The organism is Bacillus cereus group sp. RP32 (assembly GCF_040459735.1).
Lineage (GTDB): Bacteria > Bacillota > Bacilli > Bacillales > Bacillaceae_G > Bacillus_A > Bacillus_A wiedmannii.
In genome coordinates this window covers 5,040,001-5,062,883 of the sequence record NZ_JARVHO010000001.1, presented here as the reverse complement: position 1 = coordinate 5,062,883, position 22,883 = coordinate 5,040,001, and the positions used below count along the sequence as shown (strand labels likewise).

Genomic DNA, 22,883 nt, shown 5'->3' with positions numbered 1-22,883 from the left:
TAAGGGGAGTCTAGACCTTTTTTGCGTCTTCAGAAAATCTTAAGGATTTCCGAGCGTTTTTCTTCAGAAGTTTTCCTATAATAGAAGTTAGGGATTAAAAAAGTGATGGGGGAGATATTGTGGCGCACGAAACAATACTTGTCGTAGATGATGAAAAAGAAATTAGAAATCTTATTACAATCTATTTAAAGAATGAAGGATATAAAGTGTTGCAAGCAGGAGACGGAGAAGAAGGATTACGTTTACTAGAAGAAAATGAAGTACATCTAGTCGTATTAGATATTATGATGCCAAAGGTAGATGGTATTCATATGTGCATGAAAGTAAGAGAATCGAAAGAAATGCCAATTATTATGCTTTCTGCGAAAACGCAAGATATGGATAAAATTTTAGGATTAACAACAGGTGCAGATGATTACGTAACGAAACCATTTAATCCGTTAGAGTTAATCGCAAGGATTAAATCTCAGTTACGTCGTTATATGAAGATGAATGGTTTTGCTCTTCAAAATGAGGACGAGCTAGAAATTGGAGAGATGAAGATAAACATCTCAACCCATACAGTCATTGTAGGTGGAGAAGAAGTGAAACTGACTCCGAGGGAATTTTCGATTTTAGAATTACTAGCTCGTAATCCGGGGATGGTCTTTAGCGCGGAACAAATTTATGAAAAGGTTTGGAACGAAAGATCTTTCCAGTCGGATAACACGGTAATGGTTCATATTCGGAAAGTGCGTGAAAAGATTGAGGAGAATCCAAGGAAGCCAATATATATAAAAACAGTATGGGGAGTGGGGTATAAGATTGAAAAAGATATTTAATCCATTTACTTATGTTAGGAAATTTCGAAAATTAATTGGAAAGATAATAAAGAGTGTGAAACGGAGTGTGCGAATTCAACTTATTACTGCGTTTACTGCTTGTGCGTTATTAGGTCTTTTGTCAGCAAAGGCAGCAGCGCCGTTTTTTGAGAATGCGAATCGGAAGGCGATGATCGATTATCGGGCTGGTATGGAGGAGATTAATCAACAAGCTCAAGGAGCGGCAAATAGTTCGGTTCATGAAAATAAATTAGAAGCTATATCCGATATGATCGAAAGGGAGAACCAAAGTTTCGAGCGAGGACCTAGAGCTTTAAAAATATTGGTTACTGACGAGAGCGGTAAAGTTTTATATAAAACGAAGCAGGCACAAGAAGAGCAAATTGATTTGCATAATACGATTCGTAATGCAGCATCATTTGCGATCAACTATTCAAATGGCCAAGATGCATTTGAAAGTACAAGAAAAGAATTTATAGCTTTTGCACCTATTACAATAGAAGATAAGAATTTATACATGTTTGTTAGTGGGATTCCAGAAGGTGAAGTAATATATGATACGCAAGAAGGGCCGTTTCCATTTTGCATAGGTGTACTCGTATTTATTTTCTCTTTCTTCTATATAACAAAGAGAAAGATGAAGCAAATTGAAGCGATGGCACAAGGTGTAAAGGAAATAGAAAAAGGCAACTTAGCGTATCGTATTGAGAAGAAAGGTGAGGACGAGATTGCGTCTTTAACTGAGAATATTAATAATATGGCAGAAGAGCTTATGAATAATATAGAAAAGGAACGTAAATTAGAGAAGCAAAAGAATGAGCTTATTACGAATGTATCTCACGATTTGCGTACACCACTGACTTCTATTATGGGTTACTTGCGATTACTTCGAGATTCTAAATATGAAAATAAAGAACAACATGATGAGTATACGAGAATTGCTTTTGCGAAGTCGGAGCAGTTAAAGAATTTAATAGAAGATTTATTTGAGTATACGAAGTTAACAAATGAGCAAGTTGTATTAGAAAAACAAGAGGTTTGTATAAATGAGTTATTGGAGCAATTAATAGAAGAGTTAGTACCGCAGGCAGAAGAGCATGGACTTGCGTTTGTTAAGAAGTTTCCTGAGGAACGTGCCTATGCAGCGGTTGATTCGGAAAAGATGGTACGTGTATTTGATAATCTATTAATGAACGCGATTAAGTATAGTAAAGATGATGGGGAGATAAAAGTTTCTCTTCAAAGGCAGCGCCGGGATATACAAATTGTAATTGCGAATCATAGTGAAGAGTTTACGAGAGAAGAGCTAGGGAGTTTGTTTGAACGTTTTTATAAGAAGGATCAATCTAGAAGTAGAGTAACAGAAGGATCGGGACTTGGATTAGCGATTGCGAAAAGTATTGTTGAGCTGCAAGGTGGTAGTATTCGAGCGGAATATGAGGATGGTATTATTCAGTTTATCGTCTCGTTACCAATTATAGAAAAATAATAAATGAATAGAATGATATTTGATAAAAAGGCTTATTTTAAAAGAAATAAGCCTTTTTATATTTTTTTAGAAAAATATGTTGACGATTAGAGTATAGAGGTGTAATATAGGACAAGTCGCCGATGCAATAACGCAGAACGCGGTAAACAAAATGAAAAACTTAGTTGACATTGAAACATGAAGATGTTAACATAAGGGAGTCGCAAATGAGCGACCGAGTAGTTCTTTGAAAACTGAACGAAACAAACAACGTGAAACGTCAATTTTTATTTTTAGATGCTAGACAAACTAACTTTATTGGAGAGTTTGATCCTGGCTCAGGATGAACGCTGGCGGCGTGCCTAATACATGCAAGTCGAGCGAATGGATTGAGAGCTTGCTCTCAAGAAGTTAGCGGCGGACGGGTGAGTAACACGTGGGTAACCTGCCCATAAGACTGGGATAACTCCGGGAAACCGGGGCTAATACCGGATAATATTTTGAACTGCATGGTTCGAAATTGAAAGGCGGCTTCGGCTGTCACTTATGGATGGACCCGCGTCGCATTAGCTAGTTGGTGAGGTAACGGCTCACCAAGGCAACGATGCGTAGCCGACCTGAGAGGGTGATCGGCCACACTGGGACTGAGACACGGCCCAGACTCCTACGGGAGGCAGCAGTAGGGAATCTTCCGCAATGGACGAAAGTCTGACGGAGCAACGCCGCGTGAGTGATGAAGGCTTTCGGGTCGTAAAACTCTGTTGTTAGGGAAGAACAAGTGCTAGTTGAATAAGCTGGCACCTTGACGGTACCTAACCAGAAAGCCACGGCTAACTACGTGCCAGCAGCCGCGGTAATACGTAGGTGGCAAGCGTTATCCGGAATTATTGGGCGTAAAGCGCGCGCAGGTGGTTTCTTAAGTCTGATGTGAAAGCCCACGGCTCAACCGTGGAGGGTCATTGGAAACTGGGAGACTTGAGTGCAGAAGAGGAAAGTGGAATTCCATGTGTAGCGGTGAAATGCGTAGAGATATGGAGGAACACCAGTGGCGAAGGCGACTTTCTGGTCTGTAACTGACACTGAGGCGCGAAAGCGTGGGGAGCAAACAGGATTAGATACCCTGGTAGTCCACGCCGTAAACGATGAGTGCTAAGTGTTAGAGGGTTTCCGCCCTTTAGTGCTGAAGTTAACGCATTAAGCACTCCGCCTGGGGAGTACGGCCGCAAGGCTGAAACTCAAAGGAATTGACGGGGGCCCGCACAAGCGGTGGAGCATGTGGTTTAATTCGAAGCAACGCGAAGAACCTTACCAGGTCTTGACATCCTCTGAAAACCCTAGAGATAGGGCTTCTCCTTCGGGAGCAGAGTGACAGGTGGTGCATGGTTGTCGTCAGCTCGTGTCGTGAGATGTTGGGTTAAGTCCCGCAACGAGCGCAACCCTTGATCTTAGTTGCCATCATTAAGTTGGGCACTCTAAGGTGACTGCCGGTGACAAACCGGAGGAAGGTGGGGATGACGTCAAATCATCATGCCCCTTATGACCTGGGCTACACACGTGCTACAATGGACGGTACAAAGAGCTGCAAGACCGCGAGGTGGAGCTAATCTCATAAAACCGTTCTCAGTTCGGATTGTAGGCTGCAACTCGCCTACATGAAGCTGGAATCGCTAGTAATCGCGGATCAGCATGCCGCGGTGAATACGTTCCCGGGCCTTGTACACACCGCCCGTCACACCACGAGAGTTTGTAACACCCGAAGTCGGTGGGGTAACCTTTATGGAGCCAGCCGCCTAAGGTGGGACAGATGATTGGGGTGAAGTCGTAACAAGGTAGCCGTATCGGAAGGTGCGGCTGGATCACCTCCTTTCTATGGAGAATTGATGAACGCTGTTCATCAATATAAGTTTCCGTGTTTCGTTTTGTTCAGTTTTGAGAGAACTATCTCTCATATATAAATGTATGTTCTTTGAAAACTAGATAACAGTGTAGCTCATATTTTTTTAATTTTAGTTTGGTTAAGTTAGAAAGGGCGCACGGTGGATGCCTTGACACTAGGAGTCGATGAAGGACGGGACTAACGCCGATATGCTTCGGGGAGCTGTAAGTAAGCTTTGATCCGAAGATTTCCGAATGGGGAAACCCACCATACGTAATGGTATGGTATCCTTGCCTGAATACATAGGGTAAGGAAGACAGACCCAGGGAACTGAAACATCTAAGTACCTGGAGGAAGAGAAAGCAAATGCGATTTCCTGAGTAGCGGCGAGCGAAACGGAACATAGCCCAAACCAAGAGGCTTGCCTCTTGGGGTTGTAGGACATTCTATACGGAGTTACAAAGGAACGAGGTAGACGAAGCGACCTGGAAAGGTCCGTCGTAGAGGGTAACAACCCCGTAGTCGAAACTTCGTTCTCTCTTGAATGTATCCTGAGTACGGCGGAACACGTGAAATTCCGTCGGAATCTGGGAGGACCATCTCCCAAGGCTAAATACTCCCTAGTGATCGATAGTGAACCAGTACCGTGAGGGAAAGGTGAAAAGCACCCCGGAAGGGGAGTGAAAGAGATCCTGAAACCGTGTGCCTACAAATAGTCAGAGCCCGTTAATGGGTGATGGCGTGCCTTTTGTAGAATGAACCGGCGAGTTACGATCCCGTGCGAGGTTAAGCTGAAGAGGCGGAGCCGCAGCGAAAGCGAGTCTGAATAGGGCGTTTAGTACGTGGTCGTAGACCCGAAACCAGGTGATCTACCCATGTCCAGGGTGAAGTTCAGGTAACACTGAATGGAGGCCCGAACCCACGCACGTTGAAAAGTGCGGGGATGAGGTGTGGGTAGCGGAGAAATTCCAATCGAACCTGGAGATAGCTGGTTCTCCCCGAAATAGCTTTAGGGCTAGCCTTAAGTGTAAGAGTCTTGGAGGTAGAGCACTGATTGAACTAGGGGTCCTCATCGGATTACCGAATTCAGTCAAACTCCGAATGCCAATGACTTATCCTTAGGAGTCAGACTGCGAGTGATAAGATCCGTAGTCAAGAGGGAAACAGCCCAGATCGCCAGCTAAGGTCCCAAAGTGTGTATTAAGTGGAAAAGGATGTGGAGTTGCTTAGACAACTAGGATGTTGGCTTAGAAGCAGCCACCATTTAAAGAGTGCGTAATAGCTCACTAGTCGAGTGACTCTGCGCCGAAAATGTACCGGGGCTAAATACACCACCGAAGCTGCGAATTGATACCAATGGTATCAGTGGTAGGGGAGCGTTCTAAGTGCAGTGAAGTCAGACCGGAAGGACTGGTGGAGCGCTTAGAAGTGAGAATGCCGGTATGAGTAGCGAAAGACGGGTGAGAATCCCGTCCACCGAATGCCTAAGGTTTCCTGAGGAAGGCTCGTCCGCTCAGGGTTAGTCAGGACCTAAGCCGAGGCCGACAGGCGTAGGCGATGGACAACAGGTTGATATTCCTGTACCACCTCTTTATCGTTTGAGCAATGGAGGGACGCAGAAGGATAGAAGAAGCGTGCGATTGGTTGTGCACGTCCAAGCAGTTAGGCTGATAAGTAGGCAAATCCGCTTATCGTGAAGGCTGAGCTGTGATGGGGAAGCTCCTTATGGAGCGAAGTCTTTGATTCCCCGCTGCCAAGAAAAGCTTCTAGCGAGATAAAAGGTGCCTGTACCGCAAACCGACACAGGTAGGCGAGGAGAGAATCCTAAGGTGTGCGAGAGAACTCTGGTTAAGGAACTCGGCAAAATGACCCCGTAACTTCGGGAGAAGGGGTGCTTTCTTAACGGAAAGCCGCAGTGAATAGGCCCAAGCGACTGTTTAGCAAAAACACAGGTCTCTGCGAAGCCGTAAGGCGAAGTATAGGGGCTGACACCTGCCCGGTGCTGGAAGGTTAAGGAGAGGGGTTAGCGTAAGCGAAGCTCTGAACTGAAGCCCCAGTAAACGGCGGCCGTAACTATAACGGTCCTAAGGTAGCGAAATTCCTTGTCGGGTAAGTTCCGACCCGCACGAAAGGTGTAACGATTTGGGCACTGTCTCAACCAGAGACTCGGTGAAATTATAGTACCTGTGAAGATGCAGGTTACCCGCGACAGGACGGAAAGACCCCGTGGAGCTTTACTGTAGCCTGATATTGAATTTTGGTACAGTTTGTACAGGATAGGCGGGAGCCATTGAAACCGGAGCGCTAGCTTCGGTGGAGGCGCTGGTGGGATACCGCCCTGACTGTATTGAAATTCTAACCTACGGGTCTTATCGACCCGGGAGACAGTGTCAGGTGGGCAGTTTGACTGGGGCGGTCGCCTCCTAAAGTGTAACGGAGGCGCCCAAAGGTTCCCTCAGAATGGTTGGAAATCATTCGTAGAGTGCAAAGGCATAAGGGAGCTTGACTGCGAGACCTACAAGTCGAGCAGGGACGAAAGTCGGGCTTAGTGATCCGGTGGTTCCGCATGGAAGGGCCATCGCTCAACGGATAAAAGCTACCCCGGGGATAACAGGCTTATCTCCCCCAAGAGTCCACATCGACGGGGAGGTTTGGCACCTCGATGTCGGCTCATCGCATCCTGGGGCTGTAGTCGGTCCCAAGGGTTGGGCTGTTCGCCCATTAAAGCGGTACGCGAGCTGGGTTCAGAACGTCGTGAGACAGTTCGGTCCCTATCCGTCGTGGGCGTAGGAAATTTGAGAGGAGCTGTCCTTAGTACGAGAGGACCGGGATGGACGCACCGCTGGTGTACCAGTTGTTCTGCCAAGGGCATAGCTGGGTAGCTATGTGCGGAAGGGATAAGTGCTGAAAGCATCTAAGCATGAAGCCCCCCTCAAGATGAGATTTCCCATAGCGTAAGCTAGTAAGATCCCTGAAAGATGATCAGGTTGATAGGTTCGAGGTGGAAGCATGGTGACATGTGGAGCTGACGAATACTAATAGATCGAGGACTTAACCATATAATATGAAGCAAATGTTATCTAGTTTTGAAGGAATATGCCTTCATAGTTTGGTGATGATGGCAGAGAGGTCACACCCGTTCCCATACCGAACACGGAAGTTAAGCTCTCTAGCGCCGATGGTAGTTGGGACCTTGTCCCTGTGAGAGTAGGACGTCGCCAAGCAACTATTAAGACGAGTCAGAATGACTCGTCTTTTTTGTGTTTTAAACTTCTTATCAGCTTCAAGTAAGTAATCCGTATTCTTTTGATCCCCTCATATTCATTTTCTTTCATCATTTTTGATGTGTAGTTTAAGATTTTCTATTCTATTTTTTGTAAAAGCAATCTATCGGTGTGTTAAAATAGTACAGTTGTTTTTCGAGGTACTTTAATATAGGAAGATTTAAATTTTTTTAAGGAGATAATATGAAAAAGATAGGTGTAATTACTATAGTAGTTTTAGTCCTTCTAGCAATTACTTATATGTTAGTCGGGAATTATTTTTATAATTATGCGTTGAATGCGAAACAAGAGAAAGAGTTTTTAGAGGATAATCCTCACTTAGTAGAAACTGTGAATGCATCGGGAGGTGTGTTCGCTACAAATGAAGAAAAGGATGCGAACTTTGTATCAAATCATAAACCTAATACACGAAACATAAATTCTTTCGATAAGTTGAAATTAACAGGTTATGAATATATGAATGAACAATCTAGCCATAAATGGGCAATTGTAGTTCATGGGTATGATAGTAGGGCATCGAAAATGACGAAATATATCCGGAACTTTTATGAACAAGGATATAACGTCATAGCGCCAGACCTTCGTGGGCATGGAAATAGTGAAGGTGATTATATAGGGATGGGCTGGCATGATCGTAAAGATATTTTGATTTGGATTCAACAAATTGTAAAGAAAGACCCTAATGCTGAAATAGCACTCTTTGGTATTTCAATGGGGGGAGCAACTGTAATGATGACTTCAGGTGAAGAGTTACCTTCTAACGTTAAAGTTATTATTGAAGATTGTGGATACTCAACTGTTATTGATGAATTTACGTATCAACTAAAAGATTTATTCCATTTGCCAAAGTTTCCTGTTATGAATGCGGCAAATACAGTTACAAAATTAAGATCTGGATATGATTTAGAAGAAGCTTCAGCTATAAAACAAGTGGCGAAAAGTAAAACACCTATGCTATTTATTCATGGGGATGCTGATACATTTGTTCCTTATGAAATGTTAGATGAAGTATATAATGCTGCAAAAGTAGAAAAAGAGAAATTAATTGTTCCAGGTGCTGGACATGGAGAAGCCGAGAAGGTAGATTCGAATAAATATTGGAATACCGTATGGAAGTTCGTGGGGAGATACATTCCAGCGTAATTAGATTGTTTTAGATTTGTATATACGATAATCAGAAGGAAAGGTTTTTATACTTTTGATTATCGTTTTTTCTATTTAAAAACTTATTTTAGTTTGTAGTATATAAGGTTTGAAGCATAAATTTTTGAATTCCTTATTGCCAGTGCTACAATAATTGAAAACTACATGTTAATGAGGTGTTTCTATGAAGATTGAAGTATGGTCAGATTTTGTATGCCCATTTTGTTATATTGGGAAACGTAGATTAGAAATGGCTTTAGAGCAATTTCCGCATAAGAAGGATGTTGAAGTGGAGTTTAAAAGTTTTGAATTAGACCAAAATGCTCCAATCTATTCTGGAACAAGTATTAATGAAGTACTTGCATCAAAGTACGGGATTAGTATTGAAGAAGCTAAGCGTAATAATGTACAACTAGGAAATCATGCAGCTAGTATGGATTTAAATTTTAATTTTGAAGAGATGAAGCCGACGAACACTTTTGATGCGCATCGTCTAGCTAAATTTGCAAAGGATCAAGGGAAAGAAAAAGAGATTACGGAAAATCTACTTTTTGCATATTTCACTGAATCGAGAAATTTAAGTGATGTGGATACGCTTGCTACTATTGCTGAAGCTTCAGGTTTAGATAAGCAAGAAGCTTTACGTGTTATTAATGATAAAGGTGCATATGCAAATGATGTTAGAATTGATGAAGCGATTGCTCAGCAATATCAAATTTCAGGAGTACCTTATTTTATTATTAACCAAAAGTATGCTATTTCAGGTGCGCAACCACTCGAAACTTTTGTCGGTGCACTTCAACAAGTGTGGGAAGAAGAGAATCCTGCACCTAAGTTACAAGAGCTTTCTTCAGAGGGTGGAAGCGATATGTCTTGTACGGATGAAAGTTGTTCGATACCTTCAAAAGAACAATAGTTTTTATGAAGGAATAGCAACCCATAGAGTATTTTATGGGTTGCTTATCTATTCTTATAGAAGAGGTATATAAATACATAATTTAATAACGTAAATAGGATTTATAAAAAATGAAGTTTTTTATAAAAACATATTGACGGTTGTATCTTAGAGGTGTAATATAGAACAAGTCGCCGATGCAATAATGCAGAACGCGGTAAACAAAATGAAAAACTTAGTTGACATTAACTAACGAAGATGTTAACATAAGGGAGTCGCAAATGAGCGACCGAGTAGTTCTTTGAAAACTGAACGAAACAAACAACGTGAAACGTCAATTTTTATTTTTAGATGCTAGACAAACTAACTTTATTGGAGAGTTTGATCCTGGCTCAGGATGAACGCTGGCGGCGTGCCTAATACATGCAAGTCGAGCGAATGGATTGAGAGCTTGCTCTCAAGAAGTTAGCGGCGGACGGGTGAGTAACACGTGGGTAACCTGCCCATAAGACTGGGATAACTCCGGGAAACCGGGGCTAATACCGGATAATATTTTGAACTGCATGGTTCGAAATTGAAAGGCGGCTTCGGCTGTCACTTATGGATGGACCCGCGTCGCATTAGCTAGTTGGTGAGGTAACGGCTCACCAAGGCAACGATGCGTAGCCGACCTGAGAGGGTGATCGGCCACACTGGGACTGAGACACGGCCCAGACTCCTACGGGAGGCAGCAGTAGGGAATCTTCCGCAATGGACGAAAGTCTGACGGAGCAACGCCGCGTGAGTGATGAAGGCTTTCGGGTCGTAAAACTCTGTTGTTAGGGAAGAACAAAGTGCTAGTTGAATAAGCTGGCACCTTGACGGTACCTAACCAGAAAGCCACGGCTAACTACGTGCCAGCAGCCGCGGTAATACGTAGGTGGCAAGCGTTATCCGGAATTATTGGGCGTAAAGCGCGCGCAGGTGGTTTCTTAAGTCTGATGTGAAAGCCCACGGCTCAACCGTGGAGGGTCATTGGAAACTGGGAGACTTGAGTGCAGAAGAGGAAAGTGGAATTCCCATGTGTAGCGGTGAAATGCGTAGAGATATGGAGGAACACCAGTGGCGAAGGCGACTTTCTGGTCTGTAACTGACACTGAGGCGCGAAAGCGTGGGGAGCAAACAGGATTAGATACCCTGTAGTCCACGCCGTAAACGATGAGTGCTAAGTGTTAGAGGGTTTCCGCCCTTTAGTGCTGAAGTTAACGCATTAAGCACTCCGCCTGGGGAGTACGGCCGCAAGGCTGAAACTCAAAGGAATTGACGGGGGCCCGCACAAGCGGTGGAGCATGTGGTTTAATTCGAAGCAACGCGAAGAACCTTACCAGGTCTTGACATTCCTCTGAAAACCCTAGAGATAGGGCTTCTCCTTCGGGAGCAGAGTGACAGGTGGTGCATGGTTGTCGTCAGCTCGTGTCGTGAGATGTTGGGTTAAGTCCCGCAACGAGCGCAACCCTTGATCTTAGTTGCCATCATTAAGTTGGGCACTCTAAGGTGACTGCCGGTGACAAACCGGAGGAAGGTGGGGATGACGTCAAATCATCATGCCCCTTATGACCTGGGCTACACACGTGCTACAATGGACGGTACAAAGAGCTGCAAGACCGCGAGGTGGAGCTAATCTCATAAAACCGTTCTCAGTTCGGATTGTAGGCTGCAACTCGCCTACATGAAGCTGGAATCGCTAGTAATCGCGGATCAGCATGCCGCGGTGAATACGTTCCACGGGCCTTGTACACACCGCCCGTCACACCACGAGAGTTTGTAACACCCGAAGTCGGTGGGGTAACCTTTATGGAGCCAGCCGCCTAAGGTGGGACAGATGATTGGGGTGAAGTCGTAACAAGGTAGCCGTATCGGAAGGTGCGGCTGGATCACCTCCTTTCTATGGAGAATTGATGAACGCTGTTCACAATATAAGTTTCCGTGTTTCGTTTTGTTCAGTTTTGAGAGAAACTATCTCTCATATATAAATGTATGTTCTTTGAAAAACTAGATAACAGTGTAGCTCATATTTTTTAATTTAGTTTGGTTAAGTTAGAAAGGGCGCACGGTGTGATGCCTTGACACTAGGAGTCGATGAAGGACGGGACTAACGCCGATATGCTTCGGGGAGCTGTAAGTAAGCTTTGATCCGAAGATTTCCGAATGGGGAAACCCACCATACGTAATGGTATGGTATCCTTGCCTGAATAACATAGGGTAAGGAAGACAGAACCCAGGGAACTGAAACATCTTAAGTACCTGGAGGAAGAGAAAGCAAATGCGATTTCCTGAGTAGCGGCGAGCGAAACGGAACATAGCCCAACCAAGAGGCTTGCCTCTTGGGGTTGTAGGACATTCTATACGGCAGTTACAAAGGAACGAGGTAGACGAAGCGACCTGGAAAGGTCCGTCGTAGAGGGTAACAACCCGTAGTCGAAACTTCGTTCTCTCTTGAATGTATCCTTGAGTACGGCGGAACACGTGAAATTCCGTCGGAATCTGGGAGGACCATCTCCCAAGGCTAAATACTCCCTAGTGATCGATTAGTGAACCAAGTACCAGTGAGGGAAAGGTAGAACAAGCACCCCGGAAGGGAGTGAAAGAGATCCTGAAACCGTGTGCCTACAAATAGTCAGAGCCCGTTAATGGGTGATGGCGTGCCTTTTGTAGAATGAACCGGCGAGTTACGATCCCGTGCGAGGTTAAGCTGAAGAGGCGGAGCCGCAGCGGAAAGCGAGTCTGAATAGGGCGTTTAGTACGTGGTCGTAGACCCGAAACCAGGTGATCTACCCATGTCCAGGGTGAAGTTCAGGTAACACTGAATGGAGGCCCGAACCCACGCACGTTGAAAAGTGCGGGGATGAGGTGTGGGTAGCGGAGAAATTCCAATCGAACCTGGAGATAGCTGGTTCTCCCCGAAATAGCTTTAGGGCTAGCCTTAAGTGTAAGAGTCTTGGAGGTAGAGCACTGATTGAACTAGGGGTCCTCATCGGATTACCGAATTCAGTCAAACTCCGAATGCCAATGACTTATCCTTAGGAGTCAGACTGCGAGTGATAAGATCCGTAGTCAAGAGGGAAACAGCCCAGATCGCCAGCTAAGGTCCCAAAGTGTGTATTAAGTGGAAAAGGATGTGGAGTTGCTTAGACAACTAGGATGTTGGCTTAGAAGCAGCACCATTTAAAGAGTGCGTAATAGCTCACTAGTCGAGTGACTCTGCGCCGAAAATGTACCGGGGCTAAATACACCACCGAAGCTGCGAATTGATACCAATGGTATCAGTGGTAGGGGAGCGTTCTAAGTGCAGTGAAGTCAGACCGGAAGGACTGGTGGAGCGCTTAGAAGTGAGAATGCCGGTATGAGTAGCGAAAGACGGGTGAGAATCCCGTCCACCGAATGCCTAAGGTTTCCTGAGGAAGGCTCGTCCGCTCAGGGTTAGTCAGGACCTAAGCCGAGGCCGACAGGCGTAGGCGATGGACAACAGGTTGATATTCCTGTACCACCTCTTTATCGTTTTGAGCAATGGAGGGACGCAGAAGGATAGAAGAAGCGTGCGATTGGTTGTGCACGTCCAAGCAGTTAGGCTGATAAGTAGGCAAATCCGCTTATCGTGAAGGCTGAGCTGTGATGGGGAAGCTCCTTATGGAGCGAAGTCTTTGATTCCCCGCTGCCAAGAAAAGCTTCTAGCGAGATAAAAGGTGCCTGTACCGCAAACCGACACAGGTAGGCGAGGAGAGAATCCTAAGGTGTGCGAGAGAACTCTGGTTAAGGAACTCGGCAAAATGACCCCGTAACTTCGGGAGAAGGGGTGCTTTCTTAACGGAAAGCCGCAGTGAATAGGCCCAAGCGACTGTTTAGCAAAAACACAGGTCTCTGCGAAGCCGTAAGGCGAAGTATAGGGGCTGACACCTGCCCGGTGCTGGAAGGTTAAGGAGAGGGGTTAGCGTAAGCGAAGCTCTGAACTGAAGCCCCAGTAAACGGCGGCCGTAACTATAACGGTCCTAAGGTAGCGAAATTCCTTGTCGGGTAAGTTCCGACCCGCACGAAAGGTGTAACGATTTGGGCACTGTCTCAACCAGAGACTCGGTGAAATTATAGTACCTGTGAAGATGCAGGTTACCCGCGACAGGACGGAAAGACCCCGTGGAGCTTTACTGTAGCCTGATATTGAATTTTGGTACAGTTTGTACAGGATAGGCGGGAGCCATTGAAACCGGAGCGCTAGCTTCGGTGGAGGCGCTGGTGGGATACCGCCCTGACTGTATTGAAATTCTAACCTACGGGTCTTATCGACCCGGGAGACAGTGTCAGGTGGGCAGTTTGACTGGGGCGGTCGCCTCCTAAAGTGTAACGGAGGCGCCCAAAGGTTCCCTCAGAATGGTTGGAAATCATTCGTAGAGTGCAAAGGCATAAGGGAGCTTGACTGCGAGACCTACAAGTCGAGCAGGGACGAAAGTCGGGCTTAGTGATCCGGTGGTTCCGCATGGAAGGGCCATCGCTCAACGGATAAAAGCTACCCCGGGGATAACAGGCTTATCTCCCCCAAGAGTCCACATCGACGGGGAGGTTTGGCACCTCGATGTCGGCTCATCGCATCCTGGGGCTGTAGTCGGTCCCAAGGGTTGGGCTGTTCGCCCATTAAAGCGGTACGCGAGCTGGGTTCAGAACGTCGTGAGACAGTTCGGTCCCTATCCGTCGTGGGCGTAGGAAATTTGAGAGGAGCTGTCCTTAGTACGAGAGGACCGGGATGGACGCACCGCTGGTGTACCAGTTGTTCTGCCAAGGGCATAGCTGGGTAGCTATGTGCGGAAGGGATAAGTGCTGAAAGCATCTAAGCATGAAGCCCCCCTCAAGATGAGATTTCCCATAGCGTAAGCTAGTAAGATCCCTGAAAGATGATCAGGTTGATAGGTTCGAGGTGGAAGCATGGTGACATGTGGAGCTGACGAATACTAATAGATCGAGGACTTAACCATATAATATGAAGCAAATGTTATCTAGTTTTGAAGGAATATGCCTTCATAGTTTGGTGATGATGGCAGAGAGGTCACACCCGTTCCCATACCGAACACGGAAGTTAAGCTCTCTAGCGCCGATGGTAGTTGGGACCTTGTCCCTGTGAGAGTAGGACGTCGCCAAGCAACTATTAAGACGAGTCAGAATGACTCGTCTTTTTTGTATGCTTTCATACCTCTGTTAATTGCCTGCTTAACTCCTTCTAAATAGGCGAATCCATACCTTTTATCTGGTTCTAAGTAAGTACCTTCTGCCCATTCATTCCACGCATTAATAAATAAAAACTCGCTGTTGTAAAGAGAATAGGTACGCTGGATTTGTTTGCTTAAATATATCGTGAACTTCCTAGGGGTAGAACCTAGGAAGATGCTGCTATTTAAGTCTTTGCGGCGTGCTGTATTGTCCCAGTCAACAAAGGCACCAGGAAATGTTTTTTTCTCTGGAGGAGATCGTTTTAGTATATACATCCACACTTTATCATAATCCCAAGCGTTTATTTGTTTACCAGACTCATATATTGTCTTATTTATGTCTGAAGAGCTATCATGAGCAATTGTATAAAAAGGCTCGAATTGAATGCTAGCATCAAATCCATTTATATTAGGAAGTGGAAAGCTGTTTAATGTTTCTGCAAAGTATATACCTTTCAAACCATTTTCTTGTGCGAGTGTATTCCAATAATGAAGCATTTGTTCACAATGAGGGATATGCCCGGGACGATAAATAATGAATAGTGGTTTATCGTCTATACGGATATATCTCTCATCTTGGAAAGCTTGCAATAAATACTCAAAGTGTTCTTTCCAATCCGATAATTCTCCATAATTTTGAGGCATTAATATGTGACTATCAAGACCATCCCAAGTTTTTGTCCACGGTTCATTTGCCCAAGAAAGGCAAAATGGAAAATCTGGTTCCTTCATCTTAAGCACCTCATTAAAGGGTGCCTCCAATAGCCTCTTCCCTTTAAACCAGTAATGGTAATAACAAAAACCATATATGCCATGTGCTTTGGCGATTTCTGCTTGCCATTTTCTTACGGATGGGGTGGTTAAGTCATAATAAAAATCTTGATAAGGTTCTCTAGGTTGGTAATGTCCTGAAAATAAAGGTCGTGCACTTTTAGTATTTGTCCATTCAGTAAACCCTTTCCCCCACCATCGGTCATTTTCTTTTATTTGATGAAACTGTGGTAAGTAAAAAGCGATTATTTTCAAGATATATCCCCCTTATGTTCTTCGTAGTTCAAGTGGTGGGAAGTTACTTTTGATTTTTCGAATCTAGTTAAAGCATGAGATATGTTATTTACTTACTGTGTTTATGCTGCATAATGAATTCTTTTGTACAGTGTGCTTAATATGGAAATCTTTGATGATTTAATATATACGGCTGAGATACAAAATGATCTTCATTATACAATGAGCGAAAAGAGTTAATCTTTTTGGAGAACAAATAGAGCTTGGGGTAACCGGTTTGTATCATCAAAAAAGTCCCGTAGCTTTAAATACTTCTCATAGTGGTTTTTAATATAAGTTCTAGGTATAACGGTTTCCCCGTAGAAGCTACGGTTTCTAACGTCTCCAGCTCCCGTAGGGCTGTGGACAAAATTGCCGCTTTCATAATCCGAGATGGCACGATTTATATCTGGAAAAGCTTGAGATAAAGTTTTATGCCATCCCGTTTGAATTAATTCAGGGTGTTCCTTAAATTGTTGACAGAAATCGAGAAAATAGCGTGCTTGTGTTGTGGCGATGAAGATGCCACCTGGACGAAGAATTCTTGAAAATTCATTTATCCAATTTTCTGCTGTTTCTTCGGATAAATGTGAGAATACAGAATAAGCGAATATGATATCTAATGAATTGTCATTAATAAATTCTACAGGAGGTTGTGGGTTGGTTGTTTTATATATCCCTCTTCCTAACGTTTCATTACAAAGAGTAATCATGAGGGGATCTACATCAATACCAAGTAAATTTTCATCGCGAACATTTTTGAAAAAGAAGCGTATGATTCTTCCCCATCCGCAACCAAAGTCTAAAATTTTACGTCCTTTATTCAAAGGAACACCTAGATTTTGGGCATATGTTTTTACATGGCTATAAAACAAATATGCTTCATAAAGAGCATGTTCATAGGAAGCACCTACAAACTGTTGTTGAATTTCTTCAGGGGGGAACATAGGTACTGGGATGCCATTTATCTTTGTTTGTGAGCAACTTTGTATAAATAGATTTAGAAGTTCAACATCAGAAAGCGGGCTAACAAGGTTATCAAAATCATTTCCTAACTTGAAGTTATTCATTTGTTAACCTCCAAATTATATAGTACCTAAAAATTATTTTCGTGTTTTTTACTAATAAAAACGTGTAGAAATTCAGCATCTAATCCCAGTGATCTATCCTTTTGTAAATAAACAATGGTATACATATTTGCATATGTATAAATATATTCAATCATATCTTGACCCCAATCAAATGTTACTAAAGACCCGTTCTCATCAATAGGATTACCATGATAAATTGGCTCCTCAATATATTCGATTCCTTCTTTATTGATTCTTGCTCTTTGTAAAGTCTTTGTGAGTGTATGATACCAAGGGACAGTAAACACATGAGCACCGCCAGGCTTTAATACACGCTCTATTTCTTTAAAGGCTTTGTTTGGCTCCATTACATGTTCAAAGACATCTTGAGTAATGAACAAATCAAAAGATTCATTTTGGAAAGTCATATCTTCTAAGTTCTCACATCTAATTCCTTGAAAGTATTGGCCGAGAGGATAGTTTTTAAAGTATTGAGAATACGTATAGTTTTTGCAGTTTTTTATAAGTAGCTGAGTTGTAATTCCCCCAGGAGAGGATTCGTGGATATGATAGGAACCCCATTTAGGAAAAAATGTATTTAAAACATGGATTATAGCTCGCTGCCTTGGTATAGAGTGGCATGTAGAACATAAGTAATGATCTCTAAGCCAATCATTATGCTCTATAAATGTAGTTTCCTTCTCACAAATAACGCAATATCCATTATTGTGCTTCAAATTACTTTCCACATGACATCACTCCTTTGTAAAAAAATGCATATGACACACACGTCAACAATCAGTGAAATCAAAGAGAGTGGGCGGAAATTAGGGAACCCATAAAAGTGAGATTGGTAGAATGGAATAATTAGCGGGAGAGAACCCCACGCTAATTAAAGTTTCACTTTATGCTATGCGATACATTCGCTTTTATTCATTGAAGAATGTATCGACTTAGAATATCCCTTTTGTGTACGGATACATTTCAAAGTCTTGTGCATATATTTCTGTAACTAACGCCATTGTTTCTTCATCATAAAAGCTTTCATATGTTGGAAAGCGAGGGAAGGTGGCATCTGTAATGCTGAGTTCTGCATAGCTTCCTGTATAAAGCATCTTATGAGCCCGATGATGATCTGAATTTGTAAGAAGCGCTAAATTGGATTTAATTAAATCGTACGTGTGTTCTACCTTAGTGATTTGTGTATTAAAATCTTCTAAAGGAATATAGTATTGGATGAAATTTTCTTCACCTGGAACGTATTGCTGACTAAAATGTATGTCCATTGCTAGGGAATTTGAACCCAATGCTCGAATGTAATATAAAAATTGTTTAAATGATACTCCACGGTTACTATATTTGTCATTATACAAATAGTGGCGGATACTTTCCCATTGCGGGCTAGCGTATGGATTGTCAGCAAGTAATAAAAATGAGCTGACGGCCCTTTTGTAGGGATTCCGTACAAGTTTACAAACATCTTTATTTGCTGTTAGAAGCCCATTTTGTAACTCTGGTATGTAGTTAGTGTTGTTTTTATACACCCAGAATTCATAGTAATGAATAAAGTCATGGTATTTCTTTGCTTCATTAAACAATCCAATTTGAAAAAAGAACCAATTAGCTAAGGCGGTACATCCGCTTCTATGGCTCCAGAATAGTATAAGTGGAAAGTCTTTATGGAAATGTGGGATTCGATCTTTATGTAGGATTACATGATTTAAAAGCTCTTGATTTACACTCTTCATACATGTAGTGCTCCTTTTTGAAATTTTTATTTATGGAGAAGGGAAGTTTTTACTAATCCAATATATTCATGGGAATGAGTAAATAGTATGAGTGTTTTTTGCGGTCAGCTTAAATAAGATAGCGATTCTAAAAGGAAAATATAAAATAAAGATAATGAAAATTTATAGGAAGCATACAATGATAAGAGGATGAATAATAGCAGTGACCAAGTTCATTTAATTGCATTTCTAGGTGTGATAAGCAAAAATCTTATTACTAGAGAGGATATTATGAGGAAGAATAATTATTTAATAGTAGGTGGAAATAGTTTCATTGGTATTAACCTCGCATTAGGTTTATTGAAACAAGGTCAAACTGTCAAAGTATTTTCCAGACATATAAATAATTTTCCTCAAAATATTATAAGTGATGTTGAATTTATTAAAGGTGATTTGGCAAATGTTGAAGATATATATAAAGCTTTGGTGGATGTGGATATTATTATTTATTTAGCTGCAACGTCTAATGTAGCAACTTCAATTGAAGATGTTTTCGGAGATATAAACAGTAGCTTTTTTTTTCTTAACTTCATGGAAAGTGTTAAAAATTTTCCTGTTAAAAAAATTGTATTAGCATCTTCTGGAGGCACGGTTTATGGTGAACCGGAATATTTACCTATTGATGAGGAACATCCATTAAAACCACTTTCTCCTTATGGAATAACAAAAGTGTCGCTTGAAAATTACTTGTACTTTTATAAGAAAAAATACGGAATTGACTATGTTGTATGTAGATATTCTAATCCATATGGAAAATATCAAAATCCTTTAAAGAAAGTTGGGGCAATAAACTGTTTTTTGTATCAGCATCTCAGTAATGAAAAGATTAATATATATGGGAATCCACAGGAGATTATTCGAGATTATATTTATATCGATGATTTAGTTGAAATCACTATACAACTATCACAATTAAATCGTTTGAAATCTTGTGTATATAACATAGGGAGCGGCAAGGGTCTCTCTTTAAAACGAATTATAGTAGAATTGGAGAAATTAACGGAAAGAAAAGTGGACTTTACCTGCTATAAACAAAGGCAAGAAAATGTTCAAAAAATCATTTTAAATATAGATAGAGTAAGACGAGAATGTAATTGGGAACCGAAAATAGATTTCAAAAGTGGAATTAGATTAAATAAGCTATGGATTGAAGAGTTCTTATATAGTAAAAAATAATAAACCATGCCCTACTTTTGTATAAGTAGAGCGTGGTTTATTATTTTATTTCTTTTTTTATTACCCAAAGGTCTTGATGTTCCCACCAAAAACCTTCAGTGTATTTTTTGATGACAGGGTTATAGGGCAATAATTTAATTTTGTCACATACGTAAGAGGGACTAACGATCGTTTGCCCGTATTGATGAACATCCAAATCCAATTGTTCACTAGAAGGGAGAAACCAATAACCCTGTTTATTTAAATCTGGAAAGCTGAAGTACTTTTTACTTTGATAACCATGAGTTGTGAAAATGAGTAAGCCTTCAGGAGAAACAGCGTTATACAATGTTTGAAGCCAACGGAACCAAGTTGTATCAGGCATATGAGAAAAAAAGGATAGACAAAAAACGATATCATACGTAGAGGAGTTCAAATTTACTTGTTCAGGTTCAGGGTGAGATAAGATAGAAGAAGTATTTAATGTACGTTCAATAAAAGTAATAGCCTCTTCATGTATATCGCAGGTAGTTATACTTAAGTTCGTTTGTAGGTTTAATAAATGACGTGTTACGCAGCCGTATCCGGATGCGAATTCTAATAATTTTATTGGAGTGTCTATAGGAGGATAAAAGGACGTAATTAAATCTAAGAGTGTTTCTGCGGATTTTCTCCCATCTTGAAAATAATAATCTATCGCTTCTTTTTTAGATGGGAAGACTGGATTAGTGACAAGGAATTGAAAGATATGATCCTCTGGATGGATACTTGCATTTACATTGTAGTTGTGTGCAATTTGAGAAATCAAATCTTTATTTGCCTCTATAAATTCTTTCAATGAGTAACCCCCCTTAAATAATAGTAACGTCTTACAAGAGATACTGATGGCGAAGAGAATATATCATTCAATCTTCAAATATGCTTTAAGATACTTTCTATATGTGTACATTTTCTTTTTTGAAATGTCGTCGATAGTAAAGGTTTCTTTAATGAAATTCTGCATTTTTACAACTTCACTGTAATGGGAATATAAATCTTCTGTTCTCGTTACGCTATTTGTATGTCGTCTATGATAGTTTAACGGTTTTGGATTGAAATAAATGTTCCCCTCTTTAAGAATAGAAACATAGAAAAACCAATCACCAGCTACTTTAAACTTTTCTAATTGTTTTTCTGTAGTTTTTATATCTATGTTTTTAAAAACTACACTTGAGACATTAGGTATGGTGTTTTTGATAAGTAATGTATCTTGTATTTCATCTATCCCTTTTCGGAAATAAGAACTTTTCCATTTTCCTTTATCAATATCATTTGTGTAATCTAAATAATGATTGGCTAGGATATTTCCTTGTTCATCTATTTGTTTTGATTGTGTGTAGCTTAAGGTAACATCACCATTTATATGAAACCCTTGTATTACTTCTTCTAAAAATGTCTGATCACATAAGTCATCAGCCTCTGCAATCCAAATATAATCACCGGTTGCTGCAGAGACGCCTTTTATCCATTGTTTAAATACAGAACCAGAGTTTTTATCATTAATAATCTGCTGAACTTTTAGGTGGGGCTTATTTTCGTTTGAGAGCAGCTGTTTAAATATAGATACGCTATTGTCAGTAGAGGCATCGTCTAGGAAAATTAGTTCGTAAAGGGGATAGGTTTGGTTTAATATGGATTTAACTCGGTCAGGTAAGTATTTTTCGTAATTATAGTTCGGTATGATTACGCTTATTTTTTTGTAATTATGATCAAGTAGGTTTAACAGTTGATAAATGTAATGAAGAAAGTTAAAATCTTTTTCAATAAGCTCTTGGCCAAAGCGCCCTTTTTGTAATCGTAAGTCTTCATCTCCAATAAATTTATATATTCTTTCCAGCACCTGCGGTAAATTTAAAAAGTCTACTAAGGCGCCAGTTTGTTCCGTAACAACATCTTCAAAACCTCCAGCGTTTTTAAAACCTATAACAGGGACTTTTGTATCTAATGCTTCTAAAACAACGTTTGGAAAAGGATCTTCTCTTGAAGTTAATAAATATAAATCAGCCCCGGCGTTATATAAACCGATATCTGGAGTAGGCTCAACTAATGTGAAATGTGCTGTATATCTTGGGGATAGTGTGTTAAAGAAATGAACATCCGTTCTCCCGACCCAGATAAAATGAATATTCGTATGAACTTTTCTTACTGAGTAAGCAATAAGTGAGAATAAATCTATCCCTTTCCGATGATCAGCAAAACCTACTCCCAAAATGATTTTGCTATCTAGAGGCAGGTTGTGTTTTTTTCGTAATTCACTTCTAGCTTTTGCAATATTGTTCTTATAAGGATTGTGGTTAAACAAGCCTTGAGGGAGGATGTGACATTTTTGATGATCTAATTGGGTGATTGTACGGAATTTTTCATACACGTACTGTGAAGGGAAGACAATTTTGTAAGCAAACTGGGCAATGTTTCTCGCTTTCCCCTCGGCAGAGTACTGTTGTATTAAATGCGGCAATTCATGTATTAATGAAATAACTTTTATATTGTGTTTAGCTAGTAATGCAACTATGTCACCACTTATGACGGTACTACATATGGCGATGGTATAGTCTTGTGATAGTAACTTCTTTATTAATAATTCGACCCTTTTTTCTGTTGGGTAGTCTTCCTCTAGGCAATAAACAGGACCATACTTTTGAAAATCGTGGATTAAAATGCCCGTTCCAATAGAAATAATTGCGACGGAGTAATGAAAGTTTTCTTTAAGAGCTTTAATAGTATGTAAAGAAAGCAGCTGTGCTCCGTGGAAATGGGCATCATGGGATACATAAATGATCTTCTTATTAACATGCATTTCATAACGCCTCCTAAGTTAATTAGATTTTTAGTAAATGCATAGTGTATTTATAATTCCTAGAGAGAAGTGGTAGGAGATAATTGTGAATACAGCTGGAATGTACTCGAAATAAAAAGTGCTACCTTTAATATATATTTGTTTGGCTTGCTATTCATTCTTTAGAAAGGTGTAAGTAAGAAAGTATAAACTGTCGATTATGAAAGTGATTGCACCAGTTTATTAATCTCTAGGAACGGAGTATAAATGAAGAAGGTTCAATACCCTTTAGAA

11 protein-coding genes and 6 rRNA genes are annotated in these 22,883 nt (G+C 41.3%); 11 read left to right on the top strand and 6 right to left on the bottom strand.

Annotated features, from left to right (window positions below; genetic code table 11):
- Window positions 1–119 precede the first annotated feature (119 nt).
- The 10 genes from QCI46_RS25915 (at window position 120) to rrf (QCI46_RS25870) (ending at window position 14,652) form a co-directional block, all read left to right on the top strand.
- Complete coding sequence (locus QCI46_RS25915; protein ID WP_353841752.1) at window positions 120–821, top strand: response regulator transcription factor; 702 nt, start codon at window positions 120–122, stop codon at window positions 819–821.
- Window positions 805–2,310 (top strand): sensor histidine kinase, encoded by a 1,506-nt coding sequence (locus tag QCI46_RS25910; RefSeq protein WP_353841751.1) that lies wholly within the window; start codon window positions 805–807, stop codon window positions 2,308–2,310. The genes QCI46_RS25915 and QCI46_RS25910 overlap by 17 nt, the downstream gene beginning before the upstream one ends.
- 294 nt (window positions 2,311–2,604) lie before the next feature.
- Window positions 2,605–4,156: ribosomal RNA gene (locus QCI46_RS25905) — 16S ribosomal RNA — on the top strand.
- A 146-nt stretch (window positions 4,157–4,302) separates the two neighbouring features.
- Window positions 4,303–7,224: ribosomal RNA gene (locus QCI46_RS25900) — 23S ribosomal RNA — on the top strand.
- 49 nt (window positions 7,225–7,273) lie between these two features.
- Window positions 7,274–7,389 (top strand): 5S ribosomal RNA (rrf, locus tag QCI46_RS25895).
- The 16S, 23S and 5S rRNA genes sit together here, the layout of an rRNA operon.
- Window positions 7,390–7,632: 243 nt before the next feature.
- A complete protein-coding gene (locus QCI46_RS25890; protein ID WP_353841750.1) occupies window positions 7,633–8,592 on the top strand; it encodes an alpha/beta hydrolase in 960 nt (319 codons plus the stop codon).
- Window positions 8,593–8,776: 184 nt separating this feature from the next.
- A complete protein-coding gene (locus tag QCI46_RS25885) occupies window positions 8,777–9,508 on the top strand; it encodes a DsbA family oxidoreductase (protein WP_048543054.1) in 732 nt (243 codons plus the stop codon).
- Between the two features lie 348 nt (window positions 9,509–9,856).
- Window positions 9,857–11,411: ribosomal RNA gene (locus QCI46_RS25880) — 16S ribosomal RNA — on the top strand.
- A gap of 145 nt (window positions 11,412–11,556) precedes the next feature.
- Window positions 11,557–14,487 (top strand): 23S ribosomal RNA (locus QCI46_RS25875).
- A 49-nt stretch (window positions 14,488–14,536) separates the two neighbouring features.
- Window positions 14,537–14,652, top strand: a 5S ribosomal RNA gene (rrf, locus tag QCI46_RS25870).
- A gap of 15 nt (window positions 14,653–14,667) precedes the next feature.
- On the opposite strand, the gene QCI46_RS25865 is transcribed toward rrf (QCI46_RS25870), so the two are convergent.
- The 4 genes from QCI46_RS25865 to QCI46_RS25850 all read right to left on the bottom strand — a co-directional run bounded on the left by QCI46_RS25865 (window position 14,668) and on the right by QCI46_RS25850 (window position 18,580).
- Window positions 14,668–15,744: a glycosyltransferase WbsX family protein gene (locus QCI46_RS25865; RefSeq protein ID WP_353841749.1), complete on the bottom strand. Its 1,077-nt coding sequence runs from the start codon at window positions 15,742–15,744 to the stop codon at window positions 14,668–14,670.
- A 215-nt stretch (window positions 15,745–15,959) separates the two neighbouring features.
- Window positions 15,960–16,832: a class I SAM-dependent methyltransferase gene (locus QCI46_RS25860; RefSeq protein WP_353841748.1), complete on the bottom strand. Its 873-nt coding sequence runs from the start codon at window positions 16,830–16,832 to the stop codon at window positions 15,960–15,962.
- 26 nt (window positions 16,833–16,858) lie between these two features.
- Complete coding sequence (locus tag QCI46_RS25855) at window positions 16,859–17,581, bottom strand: class I SAM-dependent methyltransferase (protein ID WP_353841747.1); 723 nt, start codon at window positions 17,579–17,581, stop codon at window positions 16,859–16,861.
- Window positions 17,582–17,785: 204 nt separating this feature from the next.
- Window positions 17,786–18,580, bottom strand: a complete 795-nt coding sequence (locus QCI46_RS25850) for a sulfotransferase family 2 domain-containing protein (protein WP_353841746.1) — start codon at window positions 18,578–18,580, stop codon at window positions 17,786–17,788.
- 270 nt (window positions 18,581–18,850) lie between these two features.
- On the opposite strand from QCI46_RS25850, the gene QCI46_RS25845 reads away from it, so the two are divergent.
- Window positions 18,851–19,795: an NAD-dependent epimerase/dehydratase family protein gene (locus QCI46_RS25845; RefSeq protein WP_088610425.1), complete on the top strand. Its 945-nt coding sequence runs from the start codon at window positions 18,851–18,853 to the stop codon at window positions 19,793–19,795.
- 40 nt (window positions 19,796–19,835) lie between these two features.
- Here QCI46_RS25845 and QCI46_RS25840 read toward each other — a convergent pair whose 3' ends face one another.
- Both QCI46_RS25840 and QCI46_RS25835 read right to left on the bottom strand, forming a co-directional pair.
- Window positions 19,836–20,612: a class I SAM-dependent methyltransferase gene (locus QCI46_RS25840; RefSeq protein WP_353841745.1), complete on the bottom strand. Its 777-nt coding sequence runs from the start codon at window positions 20,610–20,612 to the stop codon at window positions 19,836–19,838.
- 63 nt (window positions 20,613–20,675) lie between these two features.
- Window positions 20,676–22,610 (bottom strand): glycosyltransferase, encoded by a 1,935-nt coding sequence (locus tag QCI46_RS25835; protein ID WP_353841744.1) that lies wholly within the window; start codon window positions 22,608–22,610, stop codon window positions 20,676–20,678.
- Between the last annotated feature and the right edge of the window lie 273 nt (window positions 22,611–22,883).

Bases quoted from the DNA above. Each gene is read 5' to 3' on its own strand.
- QCI46_RS25890 (WP_353841750.1), top strand. From the start codon at position 7,633: ATGAAAAAGATAGGTGTAATTACTATAGTAGTTTTAGTCCTTCTAGCA.
- QCI46_RS25885 (WP_048543054.1), top strand. From the start codon at position 8,777: ATGAAGATTGAAGTATGGTCAGATTTTGTATGCCCATTTTGTTATATT.
- QCI46_RS25860 (WP_353841748.1), bottom strand. From the start codon at position 16,832: ATGAATAACTTCAAGTTAGGAAATGATTTTGATAACCTTGTTAGCCCG.
- QCI46_RS25850 (WP_353841746.1), bottom strand. From the start codon at position 18,580: ATGAAGAGTGTAAATCAAGAGCTTTTAAATCATGTAATCCTACATAAA.
- QCI46_RS25845 (WP_088610425.1), top strand. From the start codon at position 18,851: ATGAGGAAGAATAATTATTTAATAGTAGGTGGAAATAGTTTCATTGGT.
- QCI46_RS25835 (WP_353841744.1), bottom strand. From the start codon at position 22,610: ATGCATGTTAATAAGAAGATCATTTATGTATCCCATGATGCCCATTTC.